Below are 16,687 nucleotides of genomic sequence, written 5' to 3'. Positions count from 1 at the left end.
ATGATTTCCTCCTATGAAAATCTAAATTTTATTATTTTAAAGGGTTTCCCCCATTTAAAATCTCATTTGCGGCTGCTTCATCCGTCACTAACCATGTGTGCGGAGGAGCAGTTTTCATATGTGCTGCGATCGCTCGGGCTTTCTTCTTACCACCGGCAACGGCAACAACATGTGGAATACTCGGTAACTTTGAGGACTGCAGGCCGATACGGGACAGTTTATAAACGATCTCGCCTTCCTGATTGATGAACTCGCCAAATGCTTCCGCTACTGCTTCAGATTTTCTGAGTTCATTTAATGTTTCTTCGTTCATTCCTCTACGTTCTGCCATTTCCATGGCGTTACCTATACTGTACAAAACAACAGATGCATTTTCAACTAATTCGAGTGTCTCTTTGATTTCAGGTTCTTCAAGCAGCAGCGAATACGTTTCACTTCTGACATGTTCCGGTGCATACAACGCACGACTTTTTCCGCCAGTTCGCTTTGCCATGTTTTCGGCAATGACATTGGCTTGAATATCTACAGATTCACCGAGGCCGCCTCTAGCCGGGACAAACATCAGCTCACGGTTCAAACCGATCTGCTGGCCCATTGCTTCTGCGACACCGACCATCGTCGTACCACCCATGACAGCGATCGTACTTTCGCCTTCAGGCAGAAGGAAATCCAGCACTTCTGTTGTGGCACGGGCCATGTCACTTGCACTCGACAGATCTGCATCAGCATTTCCGATCACGATCGTGCAGTGATGAATACCCAATTTGTTCGCCAGTTTTGCTTCTTTCTCCTGCGACTGAACATGCTGTCCCATAAGTTTGTCCAATTGATGAAACACTGTAATACCGGTCGGCGTACATTCCATCCCCTGAGATGAAGATTTGATCAGGCCCTGACTTCGCAGGACTTCAACTTCTTTTCTCAAGACCCGTTCAGTAAATCCCAGCCGATTCGCTAATGCACGACGGCCAATGGGACCCACTTTCTGGATCTGATTCAAGATGTAATAGCGCTGTTTCAATATGTGCAGTGTTCCGGGTGCAACTTTTTCGATTACCGACAGCATACGTGCACGAACACCTTCCCCTGAATCACTTATTAAACTCGAACGTGATGCTCTTTCTTGTCTTGCTACATTCAAAGTATAACAGCAAGCGGGTCGGATTTCAACCCATCAAACTAAAATGACGGGACTTTTTCCGTCCTGTCCAACGTTGAAGTCTACGCCTTATAGGCTAGTTCCGTTTTGATCAGTTTATCAAGTTCCTCTTCGGAAATATTCTCATCAAAAATATGATCATTAAGGACGATCGTGGGTACTAAGGTAATATTGGCTTGTTCTGTTTCTTCTATTATACTCTCGGCATGTTCCCGGTCAGTCTGTTCCGCGGCATGTCTCTTTTCTTTTGCATACTCAGCGATAGCGTCTTCGGGCAGGCTCCCCCATTCGTCTAAATGAGCAAAGTAATAGGTGATATCTTCTTTAGCCTGTTCCGGGTTACTGTGGTCTAAAAAGCGATGAAGGACATTTCCTTTCTTCAAACCAGGTGTATCCTTATCAAAGTGTTTAACGATGCGCTGCACTTTGTTTTCTTTGACGTACTTATCTAATAGAGGAAGAGAATCTTCCCACCACTCTTTGGAATACGGACACCTTAGATTGATAAATTCGACGATTTTTACAGGTGCTTTATCATCCCCAATAAGCAGACCTCCTTTTGTCGTCACGTTTTTACTGTTTATTGCTGATGTGTCCAATCCCTTAACGACCTCCTTTCACTAATTCTTCACTTTCTTAAGTATACTCCTGATAAAAATGGATGACCAGTCAAACGATTTATAAAGACTTTCATAGGCTTACTTTTGGTGTATAAAAAAGACCTGCTCAAAATGAGCAGGTCTTATTTATACATCGATTATTTAGTTAAGTCTGCAGATGTATCCATGATCTCATCCACTAAGCCATATTCTTTCGCTTCATCGGCCGTCATGAAGAAGTCACGGTCTGTGTCGCGTTCGATAACGTCCATCGTCTGACCTGTACGTTCGACCAGGATCTTGTTCAAGCGGTCTCTAGTTCTCAGGATATGCTTGGCGGCGATTTCGATTTCCGTTGCCTGACCTTGAGCACCGCCTAATGGCTGGTGAATCATGATCTCAGAGTTCGGCAAGGCAAAACGTTTACCTTTCACACCGGCTGCAAGCAGGAAACTTCCCATAGAAGCAGCAAGTCCGATAGCGATCGTCTGAACGTCTGCTTTAATGAAGTTCATTGTATCAAAAATAGCCAGTCCTGCTGTGACACTTCCACCTGGAGAGTTGATGTAAAGGTAAATATCTTTCTCAGGATCTTGGGCATCCAGGAATAACAACTGGGCAATGACTGAGTTAGCCACTTGATCGTCGATCGGTCCGCCGAGCATGATGATGCGGTCTTTTAACAGACGTGAATAAATGTCATACGCACGTTCACCACGTGGGGATTGTTCAATAACTGTAGGTACTAAATTCATGTAACTTCCTCCTTAAAATACGTTCTAAATAAGTGTAGCATAAATGGTATTTTTAATGAATCTAAATCGATTATAACCCATTGGTCAAACAAGGTCAAACGATTGCGGCCTGGATTTCCTATTTTCCTGCTTAGGACTCACACCGCTTATAAAAATTCATCCCACCAGTTCTCCCAAAACAACTTCTACGACCTCTTTTTCTTTCCGTTCGATCAGATACTGTCTGATGTGAGGAGTGATGTTCAAGCGCTGGAGTTGGATATCATCGCCATCCGTCTTTCCCATACCGACAGTATTCAGGACACGGTGATACGCTTCTCCGAGCAGCTGTTTCGTGTCAGTCGTCCATTGAGCGACTGTCTGGTTTTCTTTTGCCTTCGTTTCAATGAACGTTGACGTTTCATTTTTACTTAGATGCCAGTCCAGTACTAGAAATTTATCCCACACCACTTCCCGCATCCATTCAAAAAGCAGCCGGTCTTTCTTCAGCAGGGCGTAAAACAGGATAGCTTTACTCGTATCCGTATCAGTCACCAAAAACTGATTGAACAAATATACATCCATTTCTTCCAGACGCTTTTGGATCTCATTAAAAAAACGCACTGTCCGGTCCTGACTATTCAGCTGAAAACGATTTTCTTCAAGCAGAATCTTCAGGATAGTCTCGTATGTTTTCCCCTCATGCAGAAGCTCAGCTACGATTCGAGTTTCTTCATATAAAAACCCTCGAGTATTTAAGATCGTCAGATAAGTATTTTCTGTCATGATTTCTCCCCTTCCTGTTACATCTTATAGTTTCAGTATAGCATTTATTGCTCGGCGGGACATACAGCCTGTTCTCTCTTTTTTGACATTGAAAAAACAGCTCCAGAAACTTAACATCCAGAGAGCTGTTTTCAAGTGATTAATAGAAGCTGTCGGATAAAGGTTTCATTTAGAAATAGTCGTAAAGTTCAGGCACCCCTTTTGGAAGAATATCCTGCAGGGCCTGCGCCGTTTCCTTTGATGCAGCAAGTGATCCTTCAAACTGTAATTCATCAGCTGTTTTGAACTGCATGAACAGCTGCGTCCATGTCTGTATACTGCCTTTGAGGTGTCGGGATTCATTTCCCGGTTGCTCTTCGATCGTGACACTTACTTCGTGTTCAGAAACAGAAAGTTTGAACACGTTGTTGTTCCACTCTGCTGTGACATCCCTGACTTCGATCCAGAACTCCTGCTGCTGAGATGCTTGGAATGGGCACTGTTTCAGGAAGTCTTCCATATCCACGATGCGAGCCATCATGTGAGACATCATTGTCTGCTTCAAGTCTGCTTCACTGAACAAGTGGGTCAGATGCTGATCCGACCGCCCAGTATAGGTGAAGCTTTCAAAACTCGACGAATGGGTACTGACAAAATCCCACAAACTCCTTTCGGCTGTGCCTGAGAGAGCCATCAGTTCATGTATCTTAAAGGTATTCTGATCCTGTCCTGTAAACTCAAACACGAGATAGCCTTTTGGACTGTCTTGATCATCACGGTATAACGCCACCTTTTTCTTGTCCGACGGCAGGAACTTTTTCTCCCATAACCAGTCCGTTCGTCTGACCGGACCGACAGATTGGGCCACTTTCTGCTGATAGATGGACTGGATCGTTTGTTTCTGGTCTTCATAGCGTACTCGTTCTACGCGGTTCTCCGGCGCTTCAAAAGGACCGAAATCTTCTGGCATGATCTGATACTGTCGTTGTTCGAATGCTACTTTATAGCCGAATTTCCGGTAAAATCGGTAGGAAAACGGAGCGAGATAAGAAAGCACGTATCCCTGGTCTCTCATTTCTTCAAGCGCCTTTTCCAGCAGCTGACGGATCGTTCCCTGGCCCCTGACTTCCGGATAGCTGCTCACGTTTCCTATCCCTCCCATTTTCAATATACGGCCATGATAATACATTTCAAATGGAAAAACGATCACTGAACTGGTCAGTTTTTCTTCAGAAAAAGCGCCATAAGCGATGCCGTTAGCAAAGCAGTCTTCGACCCACTTCTTGGTCTCCTCATTATCTTCCAAGCGAAAAGCGTAAACATTTAAATCGTGTATTTCCTGATTATGATCATTTGTCAGTTCCCTGATTTCCATCTAAGGTCCACCCTTCCACGTTGAGTCCTTACTCAATATTATACGCTTTTTTATCCTGTTTTTTCATTCAATGTGCATAAAAAAGCTGCTGACCGATCGTTTCCAGTCAGCAGCCCATGCGTTGTTATTAATCGTTACTTAGATCTTCGCCATTCGTCTCAATGACTTTTTTGTACCAGTGGAAGGATTTCTTCGGTGTACGTTCCAGCGTACCGTTTCCTTCGTTGTCGCGGTCGACATAGATATAGCCGTAACGTTTTTTCATTTCGCCCGTTCCGGCACTGACTAAATCGATACAGCCCCATGACGTATAGCCCATCAAGTCGACACCATCCAGCTCGACAGCATTTTTCATTTCTTCGATGTGCTGAGCCAGATAATCGATACGGTAGTCGTCTTCGACATAGCCGTTTTCGTCCGGCTTATCGATCGCACCTAAGCCATTCTCGACAATAAAGAGAGGTTTCTGATAACGGTCATAGATATCGTTCATCGTGATGCGCAGGCCTAAAGGATCGATCTGCCAGCCCCATTCGCTCGCTTCCAGATAAGGATTCTTGATCGAAGCAAAAATATTTCCTTCTGTCTGTTCGTTCACTTTCGGATCACCTGAAGCGACACGTGAAGAATAATAGGAGAATGAAATAAAGTCGACAGTATGTTCTTTCAGCAGTTCCTTGTCCCCATCTTCAAACGGGATCTCCACACCTTCGCGTTCCAGTTCCTTCAAGGCATAAGCCGGGTATTCCCCGCGTGACTGGACATCGATGAAGAAGTAGTTTTCACGGTCAGCCTGCTGAGCAGCCAAAACGTCTCTTGGGTGGGGCGTGTTCGGATAGTACTTGCCCGCAGCCAGCATACAGCCGACCTGATTTTCAGGATCCACTTCATGCGCGATCTTCGTGGCCAAAGCGCTGGCTAAAAGTTCGTGATGCGCTGCTTGATATTTTACCTGCTTCTGGTTTTCCCCTTCTTCAAAGGCAAGTCCTGCACCCATGAACGGTGCATGCAGGATCATGTTGATCTCGTTGAAGGTCAGCCAGTATTTGACCAGGCCTTTGTAGCGGGTAAAGAGCGTGCGCGTCAGGTTTTCATAAAAGTCCACCATCTTGCGGCTGCGCCAGCCGCCGTATTCTTTGATCAGATGCATCGGGCAGTCAAAGTGCGTGATCGTGACTAAAGGTTCGATCCCGTGTTTATGACATTCTTTGAATAAGTCTTCGTAGAATTTAAGTCCGGCTTCATTCGGTTCTTTTTCGTCGCCTTTAGGGAAAATGCGTGTCCAGGCAATCGATAGGCGGTATGTTTTGAAGCCCATTTCGCCAAATAACGCGATGTCTTCTTTATAGCGGTTGTAGTGATCGATCGCTTCTTTAGCCGGATAGAAATGCTCATCGTCAAAGTCGAAGTCTTTCTGTTGACCCGTGATGATCGGACCGCGGTCTTCCCCAATCGGCACGACATCCACGTTCGCCAGTCCGCGTCCGTCCTGATCATATCCGCCTTCAAGCTGATTGGCCGCAGTTGCGCCGCCCCATAAAAAGTCTTCTCTAAATCCCATAGTTCTTCCTCCTGATTCTTTCTTTACGATCTCTATATTTTTAAGTACCCTTTCAGTCTATAGCGTGAAATCCATTACACACAAGCTGATAAGCAGAAATATTTTTATTAAAGTCGGTCGTGTGTTCTCTATAAAAAATGCCAGCCACTATAGGCCGGCATTTTCCATTCGAGTCAGCTAGGCGTTACTCAAGTCCTCACCATTGGTCTCGATGACTTTTTTGTACCAGTCAAAGGATTTCTTTGGAGTACGATCGAGCGTGCCGTTACCATAGTTGTCCCGGTCGACATAGATGAAGCCATATCGTTTTTTCATCTCGCCTGTCCCTGCACTGACCAAGTCGATGCAGCCCCAGGTGGTATATCCCATCAGGTCCACTCCGTCAAGCTCGACGGCGTCTTTCATCGCTTCTATGTGTGACGCCAGATAGTCGATACGATAGTCATCTTCCACATAGCCGTTTTCATCCGGATGGTCCACGGCACCCAAACCGTTTTCCACGATAAAGAGCGGTTTCTGATAGCGGTCATAGATATCGTTCATGGTAATGCGCAGGCCTAGTGGATCGATCTGCCAGCCCCATTCACTTGCTTTAAGATAAGGATTTTTAACAGAACGAATGACGTTCCCTTCTGCCTGATCTTTACTTTCAGGGTCTCCCGACGCTACACGACTAGAATAATAAGAGAAGGAGATGAAGTCGACCGTATGCTCTTTCAGCAGTTCTCTGTCTCCCTCTTCAAACGGGATCTTGATCCCTTCACGTTCAAGTTCTTTCATGGCATAGGCCGGGTATTCGCCGCGGGACTGAACGTCGATAAAGAAATAATTCCGTCGGTCCGCCTGCTGGGCAGCGAGGACATCTTGTGGATTCGGCGTGTTGGGGTAGTATTTACCTGCGGCCAGCATGCAGCCGACTTGGTTTTCCGGATCCACTTCATGCGCGATCTTCGTGGCCAAGGCACTGGCTATGAGTTCATGATGCGCTGCCTGATAGATGACCTGCTTTTTGTTTTCAACTTCTTCAAACACTAAACCGGCACCCATGAACGGCGCATGCAAAATGACGTTTATTTCATTGAACGTCAGCCAGTACTTCACTAAGCCTTTATAACGAGTGAATAGCGTACGGGTCAGTTTTTCATAAAAATCAATCGTCTTGCGGTTGCGCCAGCCACCGTATTCCTTGATCAGATGGATCGGGCAGTCAAAGTGCGTGATCGTCACTAAGGGTTCGATGCCGTACTTGTGACATTCCTGGAACAAGTCTTCGTAAAATTTGAGACCGGCTTCGTTCGGTTCCTCTTCGTCACCTTTTGGAAAAATACGTGACCAGGCGATGGACAGACGGTAGGTTTTAAAGCCCATCTCACCGAACAGGGCAATGTCTTCTTTGTAACGGTGGTAATGGTCGATCCCCTCTTTGGCCGGATAAAAATGCTCATCGTCAAAGTCAAAATGCTTCCTGTCACCATTTCTTATTGGCCCGCGGTCTTCACCGATCGGGATGACATCTACATTAGCCAGTCCCCGGCCATCTTCATCATAACCGCCTTCCAGCTGGTTGGCCGCTGTCGCGCCACCCCATAAAAAGTCTTTTCTTAGTCCCATTCGTTCTCCTCCTGTATCAAGGTTTATCTTGTTTTCTATTCTACTTCTTAGTTTAGAGAGTGAAATCCATTACATACAAGCGTTTTCTAAAAAAAGTCACTTTTTGTTAACTAGTCTAATCCCTTTCAATATGGTAAAGTGACTGAGACTATGTATACAGGAAAGAGGAAATAACATGACACACTACGATGTCCTTGTGATCGGTGGCGGGACGAGCGGAATGATGGCTGCAATTTCTGCAGCAGAACATGGCGCCACTGTTGGACTCATTGAAAAGAACAAGTTTGTCGGGCGAAAACTTCTGGTCACAGGAAACGGCCGCTGTAATGTGACCAACAACCGTGACAAAGAAGAAATCATTGCACACATCCCCGGCAACGGCCGCTTTTTATACAGTGCTTTTTACCAGTACGACAACTACGACATTATGAATTTCTTCCGTTCCCGCGGCATTGCTTTGAAAGAAGAGGACCACGGGCGAATGTTCCCGACGACAGATAAATCACGGACGATCGTGAATGCCTTGAAACAGATCATTGAAGATGTGGGCATCGATCTGCACGTCAACGCCCCCGTTGATACAGTCTTGTACGATGAGGAGAAAGTAACAGGCGTACGACTGAAAGACGGCCGCGAATTTAGAGCGACGTCCGTTATTCTGTCTACCGGCGGACGTGCCATGCCAAAAACCGGCTCGACCGGCGATGGGTACAAGTGGGCCAAAAAAGCCGGCCACACCATCAAAGAACTGTATCCGACGGAAGTTCCTATTACTTCCCAGGAACCGTTCATTGAAGAACGCGTCCTGCAGGGCCTGTCTTTACGCGATATCAATTTGAGTGTGCTGAATAAGAAAAACAAATCGGTCGTGACTCACCGCATGGACATGATCTTCACTCACTTAGGCATCTCAGGACCGGCCGTTTTGCGCTGTTCGATGTTCGTCCTTCAGACCATGAAACGCGACAAGACGGATGCAGCCACAATGACGATCGACTCGCTGCCGGATATGACAGAAGGCGAACTGAAACAGAAGATGGCTCAGCTGAAAAAGAACGACGGCGACAAGAGCATCAAAAACGTACTGAAACAGTTTGGTCCGGAGCGTTACATCCTGTTTGGGCTGGAACGGCAGTCGATCGACAGCGACAAAGCTTTTAAGACCCTGACACCTAAAGAAGTGGAAGCAATCATCACGTTTTTGAAAGACTTCCGTTTCGACGTCCACGGCTCTCTGCCGATCGAAAAGGCCTTTGTGACAGGCGGCGGCGTGCATACCAAAGAAGTGAATCCGAAGACGCTGGAAAGCAAGAAGAAAAACAATCTGTATTTCACAGGAGAGATCCTTGACTATAACGGCTATACCGGCGGCTATAACATCACCGGCGCCTTCATTACCGGTCGTGTGGCCGGTATGCACGCCGCAGAATCAGCTTTGGCTTTGAAATAGGTATATTATAATTGGAAGGACTGATCGATCATGGAGCACAAGCTCAGAAAATCAGCATCAGATAAATCTATTCACGGTGTCTGCGGAGGTATTGCTGAATTCTTCGGGATATCCTCATTCGCCGTCAGACTCCTTTTTATCTTCTTACCCGCCAATATTATCATCTACGTCATTCTTGCTAATTCGATGGCTGAAAGTCCCCGGTCGCTATGATTGGATCATTAAAAGACGAAACCCCTTGCCAGCTAGTAGCCGGCAAGGGGTTTTTCATAAGAGATTCAATGAGGAGAATCTGGCTGTGCCAGATTTTTCTTTATAAATCTTTAGACTGAATAGAGTTCAGATAATAGAATCACTTTTGAACTTCACTTAATTAGGATAACGTTGAATTCAGCTCTTTTTAAAACAGATGAACTGCACTAAATGTCAAATTCGTTCAGTTCAGCTCCTCATATTACTCCTGAACTTCACTTAAAGCCATTTTACTTCAGTTCACCTCTTCTTTTGTGAACTCAACTGTATTTAACAGCTATATTGTTCAAGTTCAGTCTCAAAACCCTTCATTCACTCAGTCCACTGGAAGATCCAGGCTGTTTTTCAGCTGGTCTATCTGCTTTTTCACCGCTTCGGGTGCCGGACCGCCTTCAATATTTCGTTTGGTCACGCAATTTTTTAGATCGATCGCTTCGTAGATATCTTCTTCAAACAGCTCATGCAGGGACTGATAGGTTTCCAGAGATACTTCTTCCAGTGTCTGATCCGTTTCTATACAGGTCTGCACCAGCATTCCGATCACATTATACGCTTCACGGAACGGGACCCCTTTTTTGGTCAGGTAGTCTGCGCAGTCGGTGGCATTGATGAATCCTTTTGACGCTGCTTCACGCATGCGGCCCGTCTGAGCTTCCATTGTATCGATCATCGGGATCATGGCGGAAAGGGCCAGTTTCACTGTACTGATGCTGTCGAACAGAGCTTCTTTATCCTCCTGCATGTCTTTGTTATAGGCCAGTGGAATACCTTTCATCATCGTTAACAGCGTCTGAAGGTTGCCGTATGCACGTCCGGTCTTACCGCGTACCAGCTCGGCAACGTCAGGATTTTTCTTCTGCGGCATGATGGATGAACCGGTCGCAAAGGCGTCATCCAGCTCCACAAACTTGAATTCCTGAGAACACCAGGTGATCACTTCTTCAGACAGGCGGGACAAATGCATCATCACCATACTCAAGGCATAAGCGGCATCGATCACGAAGTCCCGGTCCGACACGCCATCCAGACTGTTTGCTGTAACGGATCCAAAGCCCAGCTGTTCGGCTACATACTGGCGGTCCAATGGATAGGTCGTCCCCGCCAACGCCCCGTTCCCCAGCGGCATGGCATCGGTATGCTCGACGACTTCTTCCAGACGCTTGATGTCTCTTTTGATCATCTGGGCATAGGCCATTAAATGATGCGCAAAAGTCACTGGCTGGGCGATCTGCATGTGTGTATAGCCTGGCATGATCGTGTAGAGATGCTGTTCGGTCTTCTTCGTCAAAACGGCTTCAAACTCAAGCAGCTGCTGGCTGATCTCTGTGATCTTTTTTTTGACATACAGTCTCAAGTCCAGCGCCACCTGGTCGTTTCGGCTTCTGCCCGTATGCAGTCTTTTTCCAGCTTCACCTATGCGTTCAGTGAGTTCAGATTCCACAAACATATGGATGTCCTCTGCCGTGGGATCGAATAAGAGAGCGCCAGTTTTCAGATCCATCAGAATGCTCTCCAGCCCCTCCACTATCAGCGAAGCATCTTCAGTAGAAATGATCGCCTGCTTACCCAGCATTCGGGCATGTGCCTGGCTGCCTTGGATGTCTTCTTCGAACAGGACATAGTCAAAGCTGATCGACGAGTTGAACACATCCACCTCTCTCGCGCTACCGCCGCTTAAACGCCCTTGCCAAACTTTATTAGATTCCGTCATGTCCCAGACCTCCCGATACGTCCCTTACTTTTTCATCAACTTTGTCTTCTTCTAATCTATTTCGCTGTTTTACCCTCACGCTTTCACTCCTGCTCGTTTGATCAGATAGGAAATCTCTGCCTGTTTACCAAACTGGACTTTCTGCTTCATTTCAGCATGGATCACACTCGACAAGCCATACAGGTTGATAAACCCGGCCGCATCATTCTGATCATAGACATCGTCTTCATCAAAGGTCGCAAACGCTTCTGAATATAAACTATAGGGAGACTCTACACTCGAAACGACCATATTGCCTTTATACAATTTCAGTTTCACTGTGCCGGTGACTGTTTTCTGCGTTTCATCCACGAATGAATCCAGAGCCTGTTTCAAAGGTGTAAAATACTGACCGTTATAAATCAGGTTCGCGTACTTCTGGGCCAGCTCCTGCTTGTACTGGAGGGTCTCTTTATCCAGCGTGATCATCTCCAGCTGTTCATGGGCAAAGTAAAGCAGCGTACCGCCCGGTGTTTCATAGACACCGCGACTCTTCATGCCGACCAGACGATTTTCGATCATATCCAGGATCCCGATGGCATTGGATCCGCCGATGGTGTTCAGTGCTTTGATCAGTGAGACGCCATCCATTTCTTTTCCATTCAGTGCGACCGGAATGCCTTCATCAAAGGTGATACTGACATAAGTCGGCTGGTCCGGTGCTTGTTCAGGCGAGACACTCATTTCCAGGATCGCATCATACTTCGGTTCATTCAGCGGATTCTCCAGATCCAGTCCTTCATGAGAAAGATGCCACAGGTTTTTGTCCTTTGAATAATTGGTTTCACGCGTGATCTTCAATGGGATCTCATGCGCTTCTGCATACGCGATCGCTTCTTCACGGGAAGTGATGTCCCAGGTTCTCCAGGGAGCAATGATATCCATCTCGGGCGCCAGTGCCTTGATGCCCATTTCAAAACGGACCTGATCGTTTCCTTTGCCCGTACAGCCGTGACAGATGGCATCGGCCCCTTCCTGCTTGGCAATGTCGACAAGGGCTTTTGCGATGATCGGACGCGCGGTGGCAGTTCCTAATAGATATTTATTCTCATAAACGGCGCCGGCTTTCAATGTCGGGAAGATGGAATCATAAACGAATGCTTCTTCGATCTCCGCCAGATAAAATTTTGATGCACCAGTTTTCAATGCTTTTTCTTCTAATCCATCGAGCTCGTCGTCCTGTCCAACATTTGCAGTCACGGCAATGACTTCACAGCCATAGTTCTCTTTCAGCCAGTGGATGATGACCGATGTGTCCAGTCCTCCGGAATAAGCCAGTACGATTTTGTTGTATGTTTTTTCAGTCATAAGTCATTCCCCTTTTTTTATATTAGTCAGCTCTATTTATTAATTTGGGTATAAAAAAAACGCCTTCTGTGTTTTACACAGAGACGATCAGATCGCGGTACCACTCTATTTGCAGACTTATTATTGTTGTTATGGAAAAATCAACGGCTGTCTGCCAGCTCATAGCCTTAACGCTGCATACGGCTTTTCTACTTAAGTCGCTGACCTGTTGAATCAGAGTGATCCGTTGATCTTTCAGGGTCAGTTTTTTAAAAAGGTGACTTACTTCGAAAAGCATCTTACAAGCTCGTTTCAATGACCGTTCATGTCAGCCTTCCACTCTGTGCTGACTCGCTGTGATGAAGAAAATCATTTACTCTCTTGTTCTTTGATGTTAGAAGTAGTCTATAACACACGTAATTCAATGTCAACACTAATATTCTATTTTTCGTATATTATTTTAAAAATTGACAAATTCGGTTTGATTAATGCATCTTTTATACATTAATTATACTTATTTTGTATATTTAAAAAAAACAAAAGTTGAAAGCGGTTATCCTCTTGTTGCTCGATCCTTACTTGTATTTGTTGAAGATGAGAATCTGGCTGTGCCAGATTTTCCTTTTAATGTTTACAAGACCTTTGTTCTAGTACCTCTACACTATCATTGACATGAGTTAACAGAAGGGCTGTTTTGTTCTATCAACTTTTTTGATCTTTAGGTCTGGGTTATCAAAAGATCACTCATTTTCTTATAACTCAAAATTTTTAACAGGCTCAGTCACTAGAAGAACAGTCTTCTTTTAGCAGCTCCTTTGTTTATTCCAACTGAGTTATTAAAACATGCCCAACCTTTTAGCAACTGCAGCTCATAATAGAAAAGAGTTTATAAAAGATGACCTGTTTTCTGTTAACTCCCGCCATATTTTGACATCGAGTTAATAAAACTTCCCGCTTCTTTTATAAACTCGAATAGTGCTGCGTTAAGCAGTTACTATAACTCAGAAAACCTTATTTAAAAATTCAGTTTGATTCTTTCGAGTTAACCCAATCAGGATAGATGTGTTCCAACATAAGAAGCAGAAAATGCTCATCACAACGCTGTGATGAGCATTCCTGACTTTTTATAAATTTTAGCCTTTATTTAACTCATTTGTCAGTTCAATAATACGGTCGACAGACTCGTCAAGATACTTGATGGTATCGGTCAGAGGCTGATCGGTCGTGATATCGACACCGGCGACTTTGGTTGCTTCAGCAGGCACTTTCTGTCCGCCTAAAGCCAGGAAGTCTAGCCAGCCGTCCACGCTTTCTTCCCCGCTCTTGATTTTCAGGAAGGCTTGGGTCGCGATCGTCAGACCAGCTGAGTAGGTATATGGGTAAAGTCCCATGTAGTAATGGATCTGACGCATCCACGTCAGTTCTGCGCCGGGTTCCAGTTCAACAGAGTCTCCCCAGAATTCTTCCAGTACATTACGTTTCAATTCGCTCAACTTGTTGGCATCGAAACTCTTGCCTGCATCGATCAGACGGTACACTTCACGCTGATAAGCAGCTTCTAAAAGATGCGTCACAAAGTTGTGGAAGTAGGTTTTTGAGATCATCTTAGATAAAACATTGCGTTCCATACGCGGATCGTCTGCCTTGTCTTTCAGATAATCAGTCAGCAGCAGCTCATTGAATGTCGACGGTCCTTCGATCAGATAGAGTGACGGACGGGCACTTGTCAGCGGGTTGTTTTCATTAGACAAGATCCCCTGACCGGCATGGCCAAATTCATGGAACAGTGTATAGGCATCTGTCAGCTGACCTGTATAAGAAACCATGACATATGGGTGCTTGCCGTAAGTCGTTGAGCAGAAGGCGCCGGAACGCTTGCCGTGGTTCTGGGCAAAGTCGACCCAGCGTTCAGGATAGGCACGCAGGATCATGTTGACGTAGTCTTCACCTAATGGCGCCATGGCTTCTTTGACCAAGTCCTTGGATTCTTCGATGCTGACCGGGGTCGTATAGTCCGGATCAAGATCCACTTTCAGGTCGGCATACGTCATTTTCTCCAGACCGTGGACGTCTTTAAGGTGTGTGATATACTTACGCATCACTGGTGCAAAGTCTTTCATGATCATGTCGATCTGACGGTGATACAAGTCCTGCGTGACTTCCTGGTCTTCTAAAAGATAGTCGAAAATCGAATCATAGCCGCGCATCGTAGCCAAAGTCTTTTCACTTTGAAGTGCTGTATAATAACCGGTAGCTACGACATTCTTATACTGGCCCAGGACTTTGCTGAATTTGTCATAGGCTGCACGACGGATTTTTGGATCATCCGAGTACATGTAAACTTCTTCATACAAAACGAAGCTGAGGGGATACTCCTTACCGTCCACTTCAAAGGTACCGTAGTCCGCATCGGCCGAGCGCGCCTGTTCGAAAATTTCTGACGGCGCATCAAAGACAGGTGACAGCTGAGCCAGAGCTTCTTCTACTTTTGGATCAAGTTTGGCTAATTTAGACTTTTTGATTTTTCTGATATAGGCTTCATAAACAGGTTCGATCTCAACGACAGCATTCAACGTTCCTTCATCCAAGTCCTCGATTTGAGACTGGAAGAAACTCAATTTTGCACTGGCACCGGCCAGTACGTTCGATGTATGACGCGCCTGCTGCTGGGCTTCACTGTCTGTGATATCCACTGATACCGGCAGACGTCCGTATTGTCCCAAATGAGAGGCTATCGCAATGATTTCTTCATACTCTTTAATAGCCTGTACGACCGTAGTGATATCGGTCAGATTCCCATCATATTTCGTTGAGAATGCGTCTACTTCTTTAGGTAATGCTTCAAGTGCTTCTTCAAAAGCTGCCTGATCTGGAAAAATGTCACTTAAGTCCCACTTCAGTTCTTCAGCGATTTCTGAACGCTTTTTCATTTCTTCTGACATACGTTTCTCCCCTTAACCTTGACATTGATTTATGACGTTGTGTCATATTTACAGCAAAAAAAATTTGCTCTTGTGGTTATTATAGCATGATTTTTCGTGTTATGTGAGAGCATTTTAATATTTATTTCGTTAAACACGTGTTATTTTATCATCGAATTATAATTATAAACAGTTATAAAAGCCTGCTGAACTTAATATCAATGTTCAGCAGGCTTTCAACAGTCATTAATCAGTACCCGGCTTCATAATCCACGACATTTTTCGAAGGGGCATCCCCTTCAACAAACGTTTTCAGGTTCTCCATGAATATCGGGAACACACTGGCAGCATAATCTTCCAGTCCACCGGCGATATGTGGTGTCAGCAGAACATCCTCCCGTTTGTAAATAGGGTGATTTTCCGGCAGCGGTTCTTCATGAATGACATCCAACGCCGCATACTGGATCCACTTTTCATCCAGAGCTTTCAGCAAGTCTTTCGTGACTACAGTCTGACCGCGCCCGACGTTTACAAAAATGGCAGAACTTTTCATGGCTCTGAATTTCCCTAAATCAAACAGATCCTCCGTCTCTTCCGTGAGCGGCAAGATATTGATCACAAAATCAGCTTCCGGCAAGACATCATCCAGCTTATCCTGCGTCACCAGTTCATCCATAAAGTCGACTGGATTCCCACTTCTGTTCACACCGATCGTTTTCATCCCGAAAGCCTGGGCTACTTTACCTGTCTGGGTACCGATGGCTCCAGAACCCACGATAAGCATGGTTTTCCCACTCAGTTCAAGCAGATTTGAGGCCGGATCCCATTTTCTCTGACGCTGTTTGATCAGTGAATGACCGATTTTTCGCGTGTGGTTTAAAATCATACCAAAAATCGATTCTGTGATGCCTTTGTCATGGATCCCGCTGGCATTAGTCAAAGTGATACCTAGTTCGCTCAGCCTTTTCAGATCAACATAGTCGACACCGGCAGACATCAGCTGAACCCATTTGAGTTCGTTTTCCGGATCCTTCAACAGCTGAACCGTTTCATCTTTATCCCAGCCGTATATCGCTTTGACTTCAGAAATATCATCAGTCTCGCTCAACGCTTCAATGATTTCATACGAAGGGGCTGCCTTTTTGACTTGACTGAGCTGTTCATCGCTCAGCTTGATATAACTTAGTAACTTGTCAGACACTCACGATCTCTCCTTTGTATTT

13 protein-coding genes are annotated in these 16,687 nt (G+C 45.4%); 2 read left to right on the top strand and 11 right to left on the bottom strand.

Features of this window, described 5'->3' with window-relative positions:
- Nucleotides 1-31: 31 nt before the first annotated feature.
- The 7 genes from AB4027_RS03010 to AB4027_RS02980 form a co-directional block, all read right to left on the bottom strand.
- Complete coding sequence (locus AB4027_RS03010; RefSeq protein WP_368645912.1) at nucleotides 32-1,066, bottom strand: sugar-binding transcriptional regulator; 1,035 nt, start codon at nucleotides 1,064-1,066, stop codon at nucleotides 32-34.
- Nucleotides 1,067-1,221: 155 nt separating this feature from the next.
- Complete coding sequence (locus AB4027_RS03005; RefSeq protein ID WP_368645911.1) at nucleotides 1,222-1,758, bottom strand: thioredoxin domain-containing protein; 537 nt, start codon at nucleotides 1,756-1,758, stop codon at nucleotides 1,222-1,224.
- Nucleotides 1,759-1,916: 158 nt separating this feature from the next.
- The gene (gene clpP / locus AB4027_RS03000) at nucleotides 1,917-2,513 is read right to left on the bottom strand and encodes an ATP-dependent Clp endopeptidase proteolytic subunit ClpP (protein ID WP_146924603.1); all 597 of its coding nucleotides are present in this window, start codon (nucleotides 2,511-2,513) and stop codon (nucleotides 1,917-1,919) included.
- 156 nt (nucleotides 2,514-2,669) lie between these two features.
- Nucleotides 2,670-3,278 (bottom strand): DUF1819 family protein, encoded by a 609-nt coding sequence (locus tag AB4027_RS02995; RefSeq protein WP_368645910.1) that lies wholly within the window; start codon nucleotides 3,276-3,278, stop codon nucleotides 2,670-2,672.
- 169 nt (nucleotides 3,279-3,447) lie between these two features.
- The gene (eis, locus tag AB4027_RS02990) at nucleotides 3,448-4,632 is read right to left on the bottom strand and encodes an enhanced intracellular survival protein Eis (protein WP_368645909.1); all 1,185 of its coding nucleotides are present in this window, start codon (nucleotides 4,630-4,632) and stop codon (nucleotides 3,448-3,450) included.
- Between the two features lie 127 nt (nucleotides 4,633-4,759).
- Nucleotides 4,760-6,193 (bottom strand): 6-phospho-beta-glucosidase, encoded by a 1,434-nt coding sequence (locus AB4027_RS02985; protein WP_368645908.1) that lies wholly within the window; start codon nucleotides 6,191-6,193, stop codon nucleotides 4,760-4,762.
- Nucleotides 6,194-6,370: 177 nt separating this feature from the next.
- The gene (locus tag AB4027_RS02980; protein ID WP_368645907.1) at nucleotides 6,371-7,804 is read right to left on the bottom strand and encodes a 6-phospho-beta-glucosidase; all 1,434 of its coding nucleotides are present in this window, start codon (nucleotides 7,802-7,804) and stop codon (nucleotides 6,371-6,373) included.
- A gap of 175 nt (nucleotides 7,805-7,979) precedes the next feature.
- Here AB4027_RS02980 and AB4027_RS02975 point away from each other — a divergent pair, with 175 nt between their 5' ends.
- Nucleotides 7,980-9,254, top strand: a complete 1,275-nt coding sequence (locus tag AB4027_RS02975) for an NAD(P)/FAD-dependent oxidoreductase (RefSeq protein ID WP_368645906.1) — start codon at nucleotides 7,980-7,982, stop codon at nucleotides 9,252-9,254.
- A 30-nt stretch (nucleotides 9,255-9,284) separates the two neighbouring features.
- Nucleotides 9,285-9,467, top strand: coding sequence for a PspC domain-containing protein (locus AB4027_RS02970; RefSeq protein ID WP_368645905.1), 183 nt, complete (start codon nucleotides 9,285-9,287; stop codon nucleotides 9,465-9,467).
- A 355-nt stretch (nucleotides 9,468-9,822) separates the two neighbouring features.
- Here AB4027_RS02970 and argH read toward each other — a convergent pair whose 3' ends face one another.
- From argH to AB4027_RS02950, 4 genes are all read right to left on the bottom strand, one after another.
- A complete protein-coding gene (argH, locus tag AB4027_RS02965) occupies nucleotides 9,823-11,217 on the bottom strand; it encodes an argininosuccinate lyase (RefSeq protein ID WP_368645904.1) in 1,395 nt (464 codons plus the stop codon).
- 75 nt (nucleotides 11,218-11,292) lie between these two features.
- Nucleotides 11,293-12,564, bottom strand: a complete 1,272-nt coding sequence (locus tag AB4027_RS02960) for an argininosuccinate synthase (RefSeq protein WP_368645903.1) — start codon at nucleotides 12,562-12,564, stop codon at nucleotides 11,293-11,295.
- Between the two features lie 1,112 nt (nucleotides 12,565-13,676).
- Complete coding sequence (gene pepF / locus AB4027_RS02955) at nucleotides 13,677-15,485, bottom strand: oligoendopeptidase F (RefSeq protein ID WP_368645902.1); 1,809 nt, start codon at nucleotides 15,483-15,485, stop codon at nucleotides 13,677-13,679.
- Nucleotides 15,486-15,714: 229 nt separating this feature from the next.
- Nucleotides 15,715-16,665 (bottom strand): NAD(P)-dependent oxidoreductase, encoded by a 951-nt coding sequence (locus tag AB4027_RS02950; RefSeq protein ID WP_368645901.1) that lies wholly within the window; start codon nucleotides 16,663-16,665, stop codon nucleotides 15,715-15,717.
- Between the last annotated feature and the right edge of the window lie 22 nt (nucleotides 16,666-16,687).

The organism is Alkalibacterium putridalgicola, from assembly GCF_040959045.1.
Classification (GTDB): Bacteria; Bacillota; Bacilli; order Lactobacillales; family Carnobacteriaceae_A; genus Alkalibacterium; species Alkalibacterium putridalgicola.
This window is presented reverse-complemented; position numbering and strand designations above follow the sequence as displayed.

What these genes read in the sequence shown, in the direction of transcription:
- AB4027_RS02960 (WP_368645903.1), bottom strand. Translation starts at nt 12,564, where the DNA reads ATGACTGAAAAAACATACAACAAAATCGTACTGGCTTATTCCGGAGGA.
- AB4027_RS02995 (WP_368645910.1), bottom strand. Translation starts at nt 3,278, where the DNA reads ATGACAGAAAATACTTATCTGACGATCTTAAATACTCGAGGGTTTTTA.
- AB4027_RS02975 (WP_368645906.1), top strand. Translation starts at nt 7,980, where the DNA reads ATGACACACTACGATGTCCTTGTGATCGGTGGCGGGACGAGCGGAATG.
- argH (WP_368645904.1), bottom strand. Translation starts at nt 11,217, where the DNA reads ATGACGGAATCTAATAAAGTTTGGCAAGGGCGTTTAAGCGGCGGTAGC.
- AB4027_RS03010 (WP_368645912.1), bottom strand. Translation starts at nt 1,066, where the DNA reads ATGCTGTCGGTAATCGAAAAAGTTGCACCCGGAACACTGCACATATTG.
- pepF (WP_368645902.1), bottom strand. Translation starts at nt 15,485, where the DNA reads ATGTCAGAAGAAATGAAAAAGCGTTCAGAAATCGCTGAAGAACTGAAG.
- AB4027_RS02980 (WP_368645907.1), bottom strand. Translation starts at nt 7,804, where the DNA reads ATGGGACTAAGAAAAGACTTTTTATGGGGTGGCGCGACAGCGGCCAAC.
- AB4027_RS02985 (WP_368645908.1), bottom strand. Translation starts at nt 6,193, where the DNA reads ATGGGATTTAGAGAAGACTTTTTATGGGGCGGCGCAACTGCGGCCAAT.
- AB4027_RS02970 (WP_368645905.1), top strand. Translation starts at nt 9,285, where the DNA reads ATGGAGCACAAGCTCAGAAAATCAGCATCAGATAAATCTATTCACGGT.
- clpP (WP_146924603.1), bottom strand. Translation starts at nt 2,513, where the DNA reads ATGAATTTAGTACCTACAGTTATTGAACAATCCCCACGTGGTGAACGT.
- eis (WP_368645909.1), bottom strand. Translation starts at nt 4,632, where the DNA reads ATGGAAATCAGGGAACTGACAAATGATCATAATCAGGAAATACACGAT.